Raw genomic sequence first — 13,651 nt, 5'->3', positions numbered from 1 at the left:
CCATCGCCTCACCGAGAGCAAAGGACAACGACCATGACCGACAACCTCGACACCGGTATCGCAAGCACCGGCGCGCTGGGCTGGGTGCGCACCTGGGGCGTCTCGCCGCAGGCGCCGGACAACTCCGTCACCGGCATCGAACCCCTCGCGGACGCCACACTGCGGCAGATCGTGCGGGTGAGCGGCGGCGGAGACCGCGTCCGGATCCGGCTGAGCAACGAGTACGGGACCGCGCCGGTGACGATCGGCGCCGCGCGGGTCGCCCTCACCGGATCCGACGACCAGGTCCAGGACGGCACATCCCACACGGTGACCTTCAGCGGCCGGCCGACCGCCACGATCCCCGCCGGGGCGCCGATCCTCAGCGACCCCATCGACCTGCCGGTGCCCGCCCTGTCGCATCTGACGATCAGCATCCACCTGCCCGGCAGCGTCGAGGCCGCCACCTGCCACGGCACCTTCCACGCGCTCGGCTGGATCATCCCGGGCGACGCGACCGCCGCGGCTGCGCTCCCCACCAGCGCGGCGCCGCTGCCCGCCCAGGCACTGATCTCCGCCGTGGAAGTGCTGCCCGACCGGCGCTCGAACGCGATCGCCGTCCTGGGGGACTCCCGCGTGGACGGGATCGGCTCCACGCCGGGCGCCGACCGGCGCTGGACCGACGTGCTCGCCGAACGGCTGGCCGAGCGCGACGGGACGACCCGCTACGTGATCAACCAGGGGATCGGCGGGAACCGGCTGCTCAACGACGGGATCGGGACCGCCGGGCTGGCCCGCTTGGACCGGGACGTCCTGGCTACGCCGGGCCTGGGCCACGTCGTGGTCGCGGTAGGCAACGACCTGGTCTTCTCCTTCGCCCCCGGCACCGAGGAGACCGCCGGATTCCTGGCGATGTTCGGCGGCGAGCCCGTCACCGTCGAGGACATCATCGCCGCCCACCTCCAGGTCGCCGCCCGCGCCCGCGCGAACGGCGTGAAGATCCACGCCGCCACCGTCGCTCCCTACGGCGGCTCGGAGATGTACACGGCCGAGGGAGACGAGGCACGCGAGCAGATCAATACCTGGATCCGCACCAGCGGCGTCTTCGACGGCGTGCTGGACTTCGACGCCGTCTGGCGTGACCCGGCCGACCCCTCCCGCATCCGCGGCGACCTGCACATGGGCGACGACCTGCACGGCAACGACGCCGGCTACGACGCCTTGGCCCACTCGATCGACCTGTCGATCTTCGACTGAACCCTCCGGCCCGGCGGAAGCCGGGCCGGGCGACCCTGTGAGAAAGGAATCTCCGATGCATGACGTGGTGATCGCCGGAGCGGGCCCGGTCGGCCTGTTCCTGGCCGGCGAACTCGCCCTGGCCGGCTGCGCCGTCCTGGTCCTGGAGCGGGACGCCGACCCGCGCCCGCCGCTCAAAGCGCTCCCGCTGGGGTTGCGCGGCCTGAACGCCGGCTCGGTCGAGACGTTCTACCGCCGCGGCATGCTCCAGCCGCTGCTGCAGGCCTCCCACGTCGACGCCGCCGCCATCGGCGCCGACCCCGACGCCGACCAGGCGCCCGCTCCCCGGAGCCTGGGCCACTTCGCCGGCATCACCCTGGACGCCGCCGACATCGACCCAGCCGCTTTGACCTACCGGCTGCCCGGCCCTGCGATGGACGGCCTCATGACCAGCCTGGAAGCGGTCACCCAGGTCTTGGCCGAACGCGCTACGGCGCTCGGCGTGCCGATCGTGCGGGACGCGCCCGTCACCGCCGTGACCCAGGACGAGGACACGGTGACGGTGACGGCCGACGGCCGGGACTACCCGGCCGGTTGGTTGGTGGGATGCGACGGCGGACGCAGCACCGTCCGCGCGCTTGCCGGCTTCTCTTTCGTCGGCACCGAACCGCTGTTCACCGGCTACATCGCCAAGGTCACCTTCGCCGACCCGCACGAACTGCCCTTGGGCTTCCAGCTGACGCCGACCGGCATGTACCTGCGCACGCCCCTGGAAGGGCACCTGGGCATGATGGACTTCGACGGCGGCGCCTTCGACCGCACCCAGCAACTGACCCGCGAGCACCTCCAGGCCGTCCTGGACCGCGTGTCCGGCACGAACGCGACCCTGGAGGAGGTCCATCTGGCCTCCAGCTTCACCGACCGGGCGATGCAGGCCACCACCTACCGCAACGGCCGCGTCCTGCTCGCGGGCGACGCCGCCCACATCCACTCACCGCTCGGCGGCCAGGGACTCAACCTCGGCATCGGGGACGCGATGAACCTCGGATGGAAACTGGCCGCGACCGTACGCGGCGACGCTCCCGACGGCCTGCTCGACACCTACACCGCCGAACGCCACCCCATAGGCGCCGCCGTCCTGGACTGGTCACGCGCCCAGGTCGCCACCATGAACCCCGGCCCCAACGCCCCGGCCCTGCAGCAGCTGGTCCGCGACCTGATGGGCACCCCCGACGGGACCACCCACGTCTACCGCAGATCCTCCGGCCTGTTCCACCGCTACGACCTGGGCAGCGAGCAACCGCTCATCGGCCGCACCGCCCCCGACTTCCGCCTCGCCGACGGGATCAGCCTGGGCGACCTCCTCCACGACGGACGCGGCGTCCTGCTCGACTTTAGTCCCGAACAGACCCTGGCCGAGCAGGCCGCGCCATGGAAGGACCGCGTGCACTACATCAGCGGCCACCCCCGCAGCGACCTGGGCTACGGGGCCCTCCTCATCCGCCCCGACGGCATCGTCGCCTGGGCCGACACCCCTCCCGCAGCAGGCGGCGACACGCTCCGCCACTCCCTCACCCGCTGGTTCGGCCGCCTCTGAAACACCACAGCACCGCCGTATTGCCGTCACCGCCGGGCCGTCACCGCCGCAGGGCCGCGCGACGGCGGCACCAGGCGGCCACCCCGCCACCGGAAGATCGTTTGCAACCGTATGGAGGTACGCCATGTCCAAGTTGAAGATCATCGTGGGGACGACCCGCCCGACCCGCAACGCCGACCGGGTGACGGCCTGGGTGCAGGCCGCAGCCACCTCGCACGGAGCGTTCGAGGTGGAAGTGCTGGACCTGCGGGACTGGCCGCTGCCGTTCTTCGCCGAGCACTTCGGCAGCGTCGGCGACATCAACGACCCCACCTACTCCCAGCCGCTCGTCAAGGCGTGGAACCGGGCCGTGAAGGACGCCGACGCCTACCTGGTGGTGACCGGTGAGTACAACCACAGCGTCCCGGGCGTCCTGAAGAACGCCATCGACACCGTCTGGCTGTCGCACGCCTTCCGCAACAAGCCAGTCGCCGCCGTCGGCTACAGCGCCGGGATCGGCGGCGGGATACGGTCGCTGGAGCACCTCGCCCAGATCATGGTGGAGACCGAGGCCGTGCCGCTACGCAACACCGTGGTGATGCCGTTCATCACCGACGCCTTCGACGACACCGGCCAGCCCACCAACCCGGCGACCAGCGCCTCCCTCCAGGTGCTCCTGGACGACCTCGCCTGGTGGTCAACCGCCCTGGAACGCGCCCGCGCCGCCGGTGAACTCGTGCCCGGCCGCATGCGCCTGCGCGACCTGACGCTCAAAGCCCAGGCCGCCGCCACCCGCGCCAGCTGACCTCCAGTCACCTGACTCCCCGCACACGATCCCTGCCGCGGCCCGACCGGCGCCCAGCAGCTCACCACCCCCACGAAAGGCGACAGCCATGTCCGATATCCGTTCCCAGTCCTCCGCGCCAGCCGAGCACGCACTCGCCGAAGGGATGCCCGTCCCGCCCTCCGGCGCGCTGTTCGTGCAGATCAAGCTCCAGGCCCGCCCCGGCAGGACCGAGGCGGCCGAGCAGGCCATCGAGAAGATCATCACGCCGACGCGCGCCAACCCCGACTGCCTGGAATTCCGCGTCCTGCGCTACCGCGACGACCCACGGGCCTTCACCCTGCTGGAGCACTGGACGAGCATGAAAGCCACCGACGCCCACGGCGAGAGCGACTACATGGCCGACTACCTGGCCACCCGGGAGGACAACTTCGAGGTTCTGTCGGTCGACTTCATCCACGAACTCCAGCCGCCGATCCCCGCACCCTGATCCTCAGCCGGGGAACACCGGCCCGCCGGTGTGTGTCGAACGCCCGACTTCGAGGGCAACCTGTATCTGTTCGCCCGAGCCACTGACGGCAGCGTCAAGTACTGGTACGGCAACGGCGGCCCCTGGTCGACCACCAACAGCATCAACGGCTGATCCACGAAGAACGCCCCGGCACCGGCAGGAAATACCAACGCCCCGTCCCACCGCGATTCGCGGAACGGGGCGATCTATGTCAGGCGGTGAAGACGACTTCGAGAATCAGTGCAGAGGGCTCCGGGAATCGACATTGACCCCGACAAGCCGGCCTCGGTGTAGGTGGAGGGGAATCCGGGTCCTGTTACCTTCTCCCGTCGTGGCTCGTCATAGGGGTGACGACCGAATACGAACGGTCGTCGCACCAACGAGTGAATAGAGAACAGGATGCTCAACAACATCATGTACACGACGGTCTACGTCACCGATCAGGACCGCGCACTGGAGTTCTACACCGAGGGACTCGGCCTGGAGAAGCGGGCCGACTACGCGGGGCCCGACGGGCGGTTCCTCACGGTCGGCGTTCCCGACAGCCCGGTGCAGATCCTCCTGTGGTCGCATGCGGCGGCCGCGGGCCAGCCGGGCGACACCGGCGCCACAGGCCAGCCTGTCGCGCCTGGTCCGTTGATCCTCGAATCCGACGATCTGCGCAAGGACTTTGAGATCATGCGCGAGCGCGGCGTCACCTTCGAGGAGTGGGAACCGGTGGACTATCCGTTCGGGGTCCGGATCGAGGCGGTGGACCCGGACGGCAACCGGGTCTCGCTGCGTCAGCCGCGAAAGCCGCGCCAGTCGTGACCACCCACCCATCCGACCTCGTAACCGAGACGTTCGAAGCCCAGCGCGATCGGCTGCGGGCGCTTGCCTACCGCGTGCTGGGCTCGCACGCCGACGCCGAAGACGTGGTCCAGGAAGCCTGGATGCGCCTGGTCCGCCAGGACGAGGCGGCCATCGGCAACCTGGCGGGATGGCTGACCACCGTGGTCGGCCGCATCAGCCTGGACCTGCTGAGATCCCGTCAAGCCCACCCCGAGACCACCTACGGACACGAGTTCGCCGACCTCGTGGTGACGCCCGCCGACGAGCCCACACCGGACGAGCAGGTCGCGCTGGCCGACTCGGTCGGCTTCGCCCTGCTCGTCGTGCTGGACTCGCTCACTCCGAGCGAGCGCCTGGCGTTCGTCCTGCACGACATGTTCGCGGTCCCGTTCCAGGAGATCGGCCAGATCCTGGGCAAATCTGCCGACGCCACCAAGATGATCGCCAGCCGCGCCCGCCGCAAGGTCCAAGCAACAGACCGGCCAGCGGACCCCGGCCGCGAGCACCAAGAGGTCGTCCAGGCATTCCGCGCCGCTGCCCTCGGTGGCGACTTCGAAGCGCTCCTGCGGGTCCTCGACCCGAACGTGAAGCTGACGGTCGACACCCCGGGCGGCGTGGTCGTCACCCTCGGAGCCACCGCGGTCGCCTCCGGTGCCCGCATGTTCTCCGGCGAGGTCGCTCGTCAACGAGCTGTGCTGGTCAACGGCGTCCCTGGCCACATGTCCTGGCGCTCGGACGGAACACCGCTGTCGGTCATCGCCTTCACCGTCGCCGACGGTCGGATCACAGACATCCACATCGTTGTCGACCCGGCCAAACTCGCCTCGATCGATCTGCCCGCCACGGCCTGAGCCGGGTGTCGTCATCGGTCGGCCCGTGCATGTGCAAGTCATCCCGGGCCGACCAGCCGAGCTCCTCAGCGCAGTGGCCGGTTCGTGCGAGGGCCCCGAATGCGGGCCAGCCGTGCGGCAGCCCGTGACGGGACGTCACCGCCGATACTGTTCGACGGCCCGCGGGGTCCGCGCGTATCGGGCAACAGCACGATCGTGAGCTACTCCACACCGCCCGGCTGCGCCGCACTTGCGTCACCCCCGAGTGGCAGGCGCTTGGCGACATCCAGCCGTACCTCGCCGTAGGGCTGGACGTGCTGCCAGAACAGCGGTGTCGGCCCACGCCGGTCGGCGGACTTGAGCAGCTTGGCCCACTCCGGGTCGGCCAGGACGTCCTGCAGCATCAACGTGTTGATGTAGACGAGCGCGGTCTGCAGGATCCGCAGGCACAAGACGGTCATCTCCAGCTCCTCGCGCCGGTTGGTGGAGATGTCGCCGCCCTTGCCGTAGAAGATGACGCTGTTGGCGCCGTTGGAGGACTCCACCACGTTGAGCCCTTCCTGGATCTCGCGTTGCAGCTCACGGAGTCGGAGGTAGCGGGCGACGAAGATGGTTTTCTGTGCGCGGCCGACCTCCAGCATGGCCTGGTAGGTCGGGTGGGAGGCGGAGTCAGTGAAGCGGCGCAGAATCGCCTCGGTGGAGGCGGTGCCCTGTTGGATCGCGGTGGCGTATTTGATCATCTGGTCGTAGTTCTGCTCGATCAGCTCCCACTTAATGGGCCGGGTCATCGCCGGGGTCAGCCGCGGGTACCGGTCGCTTTCGCCGCTCTCGACCCGGTACAGCTTGACCTTGTTGATCTGCTTGATGCGCGGCAGCAGGTCAAAGCCCAAGAGCCTGCTCACGCCGAACCCAATTTCGGTCTGGCCCCCCAAGTGCGTTATGGGCACTTCGCCCGCGATGACACCAAATCGCGGACGGTCAGGCGTCGAGGAACGTGGCTACCGCGTGCGTCACAGCACCGATCCCCTCAGGATGCTCCGCGGATCCCGACCACCGTGCACTTCGATTGCCGTGTCCGGCGATGCTGCGACTAGTGGTCATCTCGTATTACGAGATATCATCGCGCAGTGCGCGCGATGCATGCATCACGAGCAAGTCCCGAGTAGCCCACCAGACCAGGAGGACGTTTTCGATGCCAAGCGCAGACGAGCAGGCGGGACGATCGGCGGGCTCCCGGATTGCGGTCATCGAGAAGGCGGTGAAGACACTGGACGCCCTCTTGCACGTGGCCGACGGCCTGACCCCGACCCAGGTGGCGGAGGTGATCGGCACGAACCGGAGCACCGCCTTCCGGCTCCTCACCTCGCTCGAGCAGGGCGGGCTGCTCGACCGAGACCGCTCCACCGGCCGGTACCACCTCGGCATGAAGCTGCTCCAGTACGGCTCGGCGGTGCGTAGCGGGATGCCCATCATCAGGGTCGCGGAGTCGACGCTCGCGAACCTCCGGGACGAGACACGACAAAGTGTTCTCCTCGCCATACGCGAGGGCTGGGGGGCGCGATGCCTGTCTCGTCTGCCCGGACCCGAGGTGGACGTGGTCTCCTGGACCACCGGCGAGTGGCTTCCCATGCACCTCGGGGCAGCTCCCCAGGCGCTCATGAGCGCCATGAGCGACGCGGAGATCGACCAGTACCTCGCTGAGAACACCGACTGGCACACCCTCCAGGGGGATCGAACCGCTGACGACATCCGGAAGGGGATCGCCTTGATCCGGCAGCGCGGCTGGGCGCTGAACCAGGAGGGAATCACTCGAGGCGTCGCGTCCCTGGGCGCCGTCGTCTACAACCGCAGCGGCGTCCCGGTGTGCGCGATCTCGGTTGCAGGACTCGAGCACCACTACGCCGAGCCCGGGCTGGAGCACACGGCTGCCGCCGTCCTCGCCGCGGCCAAGGAGATCAGGGACAAGCTCGACTGACCGATGACGTCGCAGTGGTTCGGTTCTGGTCCGAGGAGAGTCCCCGGACCAGAACCGAACCAGAGTGGGTGGGTCGCGTCATTCAGGAGCCGGAGAAGCCCAGCTCGAATCCGCTGGCACCGGTGTACTGCATCATGACCGGCGGCAGAGTGACGCCCTGGTGCTTGTCCGCTGAGAACTCATAGGGTCCGAGGACGCCGGTGTAGGAGCTTCCTTCGATCGCCTTGGCGATCTCAGGACCGCTCGTGGCTCCCCCCTTGAGCGCGTTGATGATCATCTCGGTGTTGTCGTAGGCGGCCCCGGCGGCCGCGGGCGGCTGCTCCCCGTACTTGTCCGTGTAGGCCTTGGCGAAGGACTTGACCTTGTCGGCGTAGGGGACGCTGTCCTCCACGTCGTCGGAGATGTTGACCCAGAAGGCGTTGGCGAACAGACCGCCCTGCGGCAGGTCGTTGGCCAACGGCTGCAAGGCGTCCAAGGATGCCGAGCCCGTGCCTACCCAGATCGGCTGGGTCATGCCGAGGGCCTTTGCGGCCTGGGCTATCGGGACGATGTTGCTGCCCGAGACGCCGGCGACGATCAGGTCCGGGTTGGCGTCGCGCAGTTTCGTCATCTGCGTCTCCAGGTTCGTGGAGCCGGACGTGAATCGCTGCTCGGCGACGACCTCATACTGACCGGGGTCATTCTTGGCGATGTAGCTGAAGATCGAGAGGTACCCATCGCCGGAGGCGTCGTCCTGGCCGATGAAGCCGATCCTGTGGACTCCCAGGTCCTCGAGCCAGGGCAGCGTCGCGGGCACGTAGTCGGTGACCGGTGCCATGCTGAGGAAGAAGTACGGCGTCGGCTCGATGTTGGTGGGTGAGAGGCAGAAGTGAAGCACCTTGGCCCGGTCCAGGATCGGCTGCATGGCCCGGCATCCTGCACTTGACGAGGTCCCGATCACCACGCTGGTCTTCGAGCTGAGTGTCCTGGCTGCCGCGGCCGCGACCGTCGGATCCGAGGTGCCGTCCTCGACGATCAGGTCGATCTGCTTGCCGTCGATGCCCCCGTCGGCGTTGACCTGGTCGACCGCCAGCTGGATGCCGCTCAGTCCGGGAACTCCGTACGCGGCCTGGGCGCCGGTCTTGTCGATGACGACGCCGATCGCGATCGACTCACCTGAGCTGTCGTCGGCGGTGCCACCCGAGGACCCGCAGGCGGCGGCGAGGGCGACAGCGCCTGCTGCGATCGCCGTGGCGACCACCCTCATTGGTTGCTTCATTGCATACCTCATTTTTCGGGCACCCGGACGAGTGCGGAGTTGTGACCGGCCACGGCAGACGCGGCTGCCCGGCCGTCCTTGATACGAGGCTCCGAAGAGCCACTCCTACGGCGTCGACGACGAGTACCCGCCCTCTTGTCTTCCCGTAGCAGAAGGAGAACGACGATGAATGCGCCGTAGATGTAGACGTCCTGCCAGGACGTCGAGACGTAGCCACCGGCGTAGCTGGCGAACAGGCCGATGGCCAGGGAGGCCAGCGCCACGGGGACGTACTCCCAGCGGCCGGCGATGGCACCGATCGCGCCCGTCAACGCCAGCGCGAACACCCAGGTCCAGCCGAAGGGCATGATGGGGGCCAGGAGAATCCCGGCCGCTGCACCGAAGAAGCCGGCGACCTGGAAGCTGACGAACTGCATCACCTTCGTGTTGATGCCGACGATGCGTGCACCTTCGACATCGTCTGCTGCCGCGCGAAGCGCCTTGCCCAGCATGGTCCGCTCGAAGAGCACGAAGCCGGCGACCACCAGGAACGCAGCGCCCGCCCACATCAACAGCGAGTGAGGAAGCACCGTCGCACCAAGGATCCGCAGCGGCTCGTTGGAGAGCCACGGCTTGGCGCTGCGGTCGTTGAGGCCCCAGAACTGGCGTGCCAGCTCTGCGAAGAGGAGCGCGCCGCCCAGGAGCATGATGACGGGTCCCGCCTCACCGCGTGTGGCGAACCTGTTGAGGGCGAGCAGATACAGGAACACGGCGATGCCGGCGCAGGCGAGCAGACTTGCAAGGGCTGCGGCGACCAACGGCCAGCCCAGGCCGTCGTGCACCGAGCCGAAGATCAACGCGCTGTAGACGACGTACGTGCCCTGAGCAAGGCTCTCCACCCGCGAGACCTGATAGGTCACGACCATGCCGAGAGCGACCAGCATGTAGAGGAACCCGACGTTCAGTCCCGCGAAGGTCAGCTGCAGGAATGTGCTCACACCACACCACCCAGATAGGAGTCGACGACCGCAGGATCGGAAGCGAGCTCGTCCGCGCTGCCGGACAGGACGACTCGGCCGGTCTCGAGCACTGCGCCGCGGTGGCCGACGGAGAGTGCCTTCCCGACGTTCTGCTCGATCAGCAGGACACCGACTCCGAGCGTGGCGAGCTCTGCGGCCTTCTGAAGGATGATGTCGACGTAGATCGGCGCGAGGCCCAGGCTGGGCTCGTCGAGGATGAGGTAGCGAGGGTCGGCCATGAGGGCGCGCGCGATCGCAACCATCTGCTGCTCACCACCGGAGAGGTCGCGGGCCTTCCTCCTCAGCAGTCTTCCCAGCTGAGGGAATGTCTCCATGACGCGGCCGTAGGAGGCGCTCCGCTCCGACCGTGATCTCGTCCAACCGCCCAGGAGCACGTTGTCGCGAACCGTCGAGCGACCGAACAGGTGTCGCGCCTCGGGAACCAGCGAGAGCCCTCGACGCACACGCTCGTTGGCGCTCGCCTCCGTCACGTCGACGTCGTCGATCATGACCTGACCGCCACGAAGCCCCAGCACTCCGGCGAGGCACCTGGCGGTCGTGCTCTTGCCCGCGCCGTTTGCTCCGAGGAGGCAGAACACCTCTCCGGGACGTACCTCGATGCTCACCTCGTGCAGCACCGGCGCTCCGAGGTATCCGGCCACGAGCCCCTTACCGCACAGCATGGTCGGCTCCCAGGTACGCGTCGATGACGGCCGGATTCGAGCGGATCTCGGCCGGTGTGCCCTCGGCCAGGACGGTTCCGCGGTCGAAGACCACGATGTTGGACACGAGAGACATCAGGAACCCGAGGTTGTGCTCGACGAGGAGGACGGTCACCTCGTGCGTGGCGAAGTACTGCTTGAGGTCGGCGGCCAGAAGATGCCGCTCGGCGTCCGTCAGGCCGGCAGCCGGCTCGTCGAGGAACAACAGCGATGGCCCGCTTGCCAGTGCGCGCGCCACTGAGACGAGGCGCTGTTGCCCGGCGGTGAGGTCCTCGCTCGGACGATGAGCCAGCTCGAGGGCATGGACGGACTCCATGGCCTCCAAGGCCGCGTCCCGCAGGAGCGTCTCGTCCTTGCGCCACCTCCGCGAGCGGAACATGGCGCTGAAGACACCGGACCGGCCGGCGAGGTGGCTCCCGATCATGACGTTCTCCAGGGCGGTCAGTCCTGGAAAGAGGCGGGCATGCTGGAACGTCCGCCCGATGCCGAGGCGCGCGATCTGGTCGGGGCGTCTTCCAGCCAGGGTCGCACCACGCCAGGTGACGGTTCCTGCGCTGGCGAGGACCACGCCGCTCGCGGCACCGATGAAGGTCGACTTCCCTGCGCCGTTGGGCCCGATGAGGCCGAGCACGGAGCCCTCGGCAACCGAGAAGGTCACCTCGGAGAGCGCCGACACACCGCCGAACTCCACACAGAGACTCGAGGCCTCAAGCATCGCGCCTCCCGATGGCGCGAAGACGGCCGAGCGCCGAGCTCGCAAGACCGGCGAGCCCATGTGGCGACAGCAGGCAGATGACGATCACGGCGATGGCCTCCAAGAGCTCGGCGGTCAGCGTCTGGGTGACGTAGGCGGAGGTCGCCACGAAGACAGTCACCATGACCAGCCCCGCGAAGATGCTTCGCTCTCCTCCGACGAGGACGGGAAGGAAGAGCAGCAGGGAGGTCGCGAAGGCGAAGTCCGTCGGGGCGATGAACGCGCTGTAGTGGGCGAAGACGGATCCCGCGAATGCGGCGGGCACTGCCGCGACGAGCCAGAGCACAGCCTTGGCCCGCGCCGGGTTGATGCCGACCGTTGCGGCCGCGTCGGTGTCCTTGTGAATGGCCGTGAGCGACCGACCGAACCTGGAGCGCGCGATGTTGCGACCCAGCAGGAACAGTACGAGGACAGTGGCCCAGCTGAAGATGAAGTACGACTTCTCACCCGTCACCTCGAAGCCACCCGCGGAGAGAGGCGGGATGCCGAAGATCCCGTTGTTGCCGCCGGTGAGGTCGCTGAGGTTGACGAGGACCTGCTGCAGGAGAAACGAGAACGCGGCGGTCGCCATGGCCAGGTACCAACCACGAAGGCGGAGGATCGGGCTGGTGACCAGCGCGAGCGTCAGCGCGGCCGCGATGCCGAGGGCCACGCCGACCAGCGGCGAGAGGCCCCACCTGGTGGTGGCGAGCGCCGATGCGTAGGCGCCCATGGCCATGAAGACCGCGTGGCCCAGCGTCATCTGCCCCCCGAGGCCGGCGAGGAGGGACACGCCGACGACCGCGATCCCGTAGATGCCGGCGAGCACCAGGAGCGGGTAGACGTTCGAGCCGCCGAACAGCGGGGTGGCGACGAAGATCCAGACCACGATGGCGGCCGGCTGCCAGCCCCAGGCGAGGAGGCGCTCGACGTGGGCCGTCCCCGTGACCGTCTCGGTCGAGGATGCGCCGGAGGTCCGCGCTGCCGGAGCGTCCGAGTGAGTCGGCGTCATCACCAGTCGCTCGCGAACGTAGGTGCACCGGGCATGGAGTCGGCCAGCTGCGACACGAGCCCTCCTTTGATGTCAATCTCGTATTACGAGATGTCGGCTCGGAATGCGAACACCGTAACCTACGTCACATGTGATGGCAAGCACAAGTGCAAACTTCGAACGTCTAACGTCGGACAAAATCCTGGATTGTCTATGGCCACACAAATGAGTGTTGAACTTTGGGCTGACGGGCTCTAGGTTTCCGCCATGTCAACCTTCGTTCTGGTACACGGCGGCGGTCACGGAGGCTGGTGCTACCAGCGAGTCGCTCGCCGGCTCGAGGCGGCCGGCCACACCGTCTACTCGCCCTCGCTGACGGGCTCTGGTGACCGCTCCCACCTGATGAGTCCCGATGTCGACCTGGAGACGCACATCACCGAGGTGGCCAATCTCCTCTTCTTCGAGGATCTGAGCGACGTCATCCTCGTCGGTCACAGCATCGGCGGCATGGTCGCCAGGGGGGCCGCCGACCGCGCCGACGGCCGGGTCGGGAAGCTCGTCTACCTCGACGCCCCGCAGGGGCGGACGGCCGCCGAGGCCCTGCCGATGTTCGACCTGCGGGCAGGCAGCAAGGTGGTCGATGGCGTCGAGCTCATCCTCCTTCCGAGCGAGGACCTACTGGGCTTCTTCGGGGTCACCGATCCGGAGGACGTCGCGTGGGCCCTGCCGCGCCTCACTCCCCACGCCTGGAAGTGCTTCGACCAGGAGCTCAGCCTCCAGAACGAGCAGGCGGTCGCGGCGATCCCGCGCTACCTCATCGTCGCCAGCGGGAGCGTGGACCTCGGCGTCCATCCCGAGGAGCTGCTGGCTGCGGCGAGAGCCGAGGACCGGCTCTGGGTGATCGAGGGCGGGCACGATCTGATGATCACCGCGCCCCGGGCCGTCGCCGACTCGCTGGCGCAGATCGCCGCCGAGGGGACGGCCTGGGCGAAGGACACCGGCGCCGCCTGACAGCGCCGTGGCGGCGTCGCAGCCGACGGCGGTCACGCCACGTTCTCCAGCACCACGGCGAGCGCCTGGCCGACGCCGATGCAGATCGCGGCTACGCCGTACCGGTCGCCGGACTCCTGCAGCCGCGCGGCCAGCGTGCCGAGGATCCGCCCACCGGACGCGCCGAGCGGATGGCCGATCGCGATGGCACCGCCATCCGGCCGACGTTGCGGTTGT

At 68.4% G+C, this 13,651-nt stretch carries 14 protein-coding genes and 2 pseudogenes; 9 read left to right on the top strand and 7 right to left on the bottom strand.

Annotated elements, in window-relative coordinates:
- The first annotated feature begins 33 nt into the window (after window positions 1–33).
- The 7 genes from Aple_RS02125 (at window position 34) to Aple_RS02100 (ending at window position 5,768) form a co-directional block, all read left to right on the top strand.
- On the top strand, window positions 34–1,236 hold the full coding sequence (locus tag Aple_RS02125) for an SGNH/GDSL hydrolase family protein (protein WP_155342690.1): 1,203 nt from the start codon (window positions 34–36) through the stop codon (window positions 1,234–1,236).
- A 55-nt stretch (window positions 1,237–1,291) separates the two neighbouring features.
- Entirely contained in the window at window positions 1,292–2,812 is a 1,521-nt protein-coding gene (locus Aple_RS02120) for an FAD-dependent monooxygenase (RefSeq protein ID WP_155342689.1), read from the top strand.
- Between the two features lie 124 nt (window positions 2,813–2,936).
- On the top strand, window positions 2,937–3,596 hold the full coding sequence (locus Aple_RS02115) for an NADPH-dependent FMN reductase (protein ID WP_155342688.1): 660 nt from the start codon (window positions 2,937–2,939) through the stop codon (window positions 3,594–3,596).
- 88 nt (window positions 3,597–3,684) lie between these two features.
- Window positions 3,685–4,065 (top strand): putative quinol monooxygenase, encoded by a 381-nt coding sequence (locus Aple_RS02110; protein WP_155342687.1) that lies wholly within the window; start codon window positions 3,685–3,687, stop codon window positions 4,063–4,065.
- A gap of 30 nt (window positions 4,066–4,095) precedes the next feature.
- Window positions 4,096–4,218, top strand: a complete 123-nt coding sequence (locus tag Aple_RS55405; protein ID WP_281361512.1) for a hypothetical protein — start codon at window positions 4,096–4,098, stop codon at window positions 4,216–4,218.
- A 267-nt stretch (window positions 4,219–4,485) separates the two neighbouring features.
- Window positions 4,486–4,896, top strand: a complete 411-nt coding sequence (locus Aple_RS02105; protein ID WP_155342686.1) for a VOC family protein — start codon at window positions 4,486–4,488, stop codon at window positions 4,894–4,896.
- A complete protein-coding gene (locus Aple_RS02100) occupies window positions 4,893–5,768 on the top strand; it encodes a sigma-70 family RNA polymerase sigma factor (RefSeq protein ID WP_155342685.1) in 876 nt (291 codons plus the stop codon). Before Aple_RS02105 ends, Aple_RS02100 begins: the two co-directional genes overlap by 4 nt.
- Window positions 5,769–5,968: 200 nt before the next feature.
- Here the strand turns inward: Aple_RS02100 and Aple_RS02095 are convergent.
- A pseudogene (locus Aple_RS02095) lies at window positions 5,969–6,673 on the bottom strand (Tn3 family transposase); the annotation flags it as partial.
- A gap of 266 nt (window positions 6,674–6,939) precedes the next feature.
- On the opposite strand from Aple_RS02095, the gene Aple_RS02090 reads away from it, so the two are divergent.
- Window positions 6,940–7,722 (top strand): IclR family transcriptional regulator, encoded by a 783-nt coding sequence (locus Aple_RS02090; RefSeq protein WP_170321239.1) that lies wholly within the window; start codon window positions 6,940–6,942, stop codon window positions 7,720–7,722.
- A gap of 82 nt (window positions 7,723–7,804) precedes the next feature.
- Here the strand turns inward: Aple_RS02090 and Aple_RS02085 are convergent, their stop codons facing one another.
- From Aple_RS02085 to Aple_RS02065, 5 genes are read right to left on the bottom strand one after another with little or no spacing between them, the layout of a single operon-like run.
- Complete coding sequence (locus Aple_RS02085) at window positions 7,805–8,980, bottom strand: ABC transporter substrate-binding protein (RefSeq protein WP_170321238.1); 1,176 nt, start codon at window positions 8,978–8,980, stop codon at window positions 7,805–7,807.
- An 8-nt stretch (window positions 8,981–8,988) separates the two neighbouring features.
- On the bottom strand, window positions 8,989–9,957 hold the full coding sequence (locus tag Aple_RS02080; RefSeq protein ID WP_155342682.1) for a branched-chain amino acid ABC transporter permease: 969 nt from the start codon (window positions 9,955–9,957) through the stop codon (window positions 8,989–8,991).
- Window positions 9,954–10,661 (bottom strand): ABC transporter ATP-binding protein, encoded by a 708-nt coding sequence (locus Aple_RS02075; protein ID WP_155342681.1) that lies wholly within the window; start codon window positions 10,659–10,661, stop codon window positions 9,954–9,956. Before Aple_RS02075 ends, Aple_RS02080 begins: the two co-directional genes overlap by 4 nt.
- Window positions 10,648–11,415, bottom strand: coding sequence for an ABC transporter ATP-binding protein (locus tag Aple_RS02070; RefSeq protein WP_170321237.1), 768 nt, complete (start codon window positions 11,413–11,415; stop codon window positions 10,648–10,650). The genes Aple_RS02075 and Aple_RS02070 overlap by 14 nt, the downstream gene beginning before the upstream one ends.
- Entirely contained in the window at window positions 11,408–12,445 is a 1,038-nt protein-coding gene (locus Aple_RS02065) for a branched-chain amino acid ABC transporter permease (RefSeq protein ID WP_155342679.1), read from the bottom strand. Before Aple_RS02065 ends, Aple_RS02070 begins: the two co-directional genes overlap by 8 nt.
- 246 nt (window positions 12,446–12,691) lie before the next feature.
- Between Aple_RS02065 and Aple_RS02060 the strand changes: the two genes are divergently transcribed.
- Window positions 12,692–13,435 carry an alpha/beta fold hydrolase gene (locus Aple_RS02060; RefSeq protein ID WP_155342678.1) on the top strand — a complete coding sequence of 248 codons (744 nt, stop codon included), beginning with the start codon at window positions 12,692–12,694 and terminating at the stop codon, window positions 13,433–13,435.
- A 32-nt stretch (window positions 13,436–13,467) separates the two neighbouring features.
- On the opposite strand, the pseudogene Aple_RS54150 reads toward Aple_RS02060, so the two are convergent.
- Window positions 13,468–13,635 (bottom strand): annotated as a pseudogene (locus Aple_RS54150) (3-oxoadipyl-CoA thiolase); the annotation flags it as partial.
- Between the last annotated feature and the right edge of the window lie 16 nt (window positions 13,636–13,651).

The sequence above is a fragment of the Acrocarpospora pleiomorpha genome (assembly GCF_009687885.1).
GTDB lineage: Bacteria > Actinomycetota > Actinomycetes > Streptosporangiales > Streptosporangiaceae > Acrocarpospora > Acrocarpospora pleiomorpha.
Note: the sequence above shows the minus strand (reverse complement) of the source record. Positions and strands in the feature narration are given on the sequence as shown.

Bases quoted from the DNA above. Each gene is read 5' to 3' on its own strand.
- Aple_RS02125 (WP_155342690.1), top strand. From the start codon at position 34: ATGACCGACAACCTCGACACCGGTATCGCAAGCACCGGCGCGCTGGGC.
- Aple_RS02120 (WP_155342689.1), top strand. From the start codon at position 1,292: ATGCATGACGTGGTGATCGCCGGAGCGGGCCCGGTCGGCCTGTTCCTG.
- Aple_RS02115 (WP_155342688.1), top strand. From the start codon at position 2,937: ATGTCCAAGTTGAAGATCATCGTGGGGACGACCCGCCCGACCCGCAAC.
- Aple_RS02110 (WP_155342687.1), top strand. From the start codon at position 3,685: ATGTCCGATATCCGTTCCCAGTCCTCCGCGCCAGCCGAGCACGCACTC.
- Aple_RS02105 (WP_155342686.1), top strand. From the start codon at position 4,486: ATGCTCAACAACATCATGTACACGACGGTCTACGTCACCGATCAGGAC.
- Aple_RS02090 (WP_170321239.1), top strand. From the start codon at position 6,940: ATGCCAAGCGCAGACGAGCAGGCGGGACGATCGGCGGGCTCCCGGATT.
- Aple_RS02085 (WP_170321238.1), bottom strand. From the start codon at position 8,980: ATGAAGCAACCAATGAGGGTGGTCGCCACGGCGATCGCAGCAGGCGCT.
- Aple_RS02075 (WP_155342681.1), bottom strand. From the start codon at position 10,661: ATGCTGTGCGGTAAGGGGCTCGTGGCCGGATACCTCGGAGCGCCGGTG.
- Aple_RS02070 (WP_170321237.1), bottom strand. From the start codon at position 11,415: ATGCTTGAGGCCTCGAGTCTCTGTGTGGAGTTCGGCGGTGTGTCGGCG.
- Aple_RS02065 (WP_155342679.1), bottom strand. From the start codon at position 12,445: ATGACGCCGACTCACTCGGACGCTCCGGCAGCGCGGACCTCCGGCGCA.
- Aple_RS02060 (WP_155342678.1), top strand. From the start codon at position 12,692: ATGTCAACCTTCGTTCTGGTACACGGCGGCGGTCACGGAGGCTGGTGC.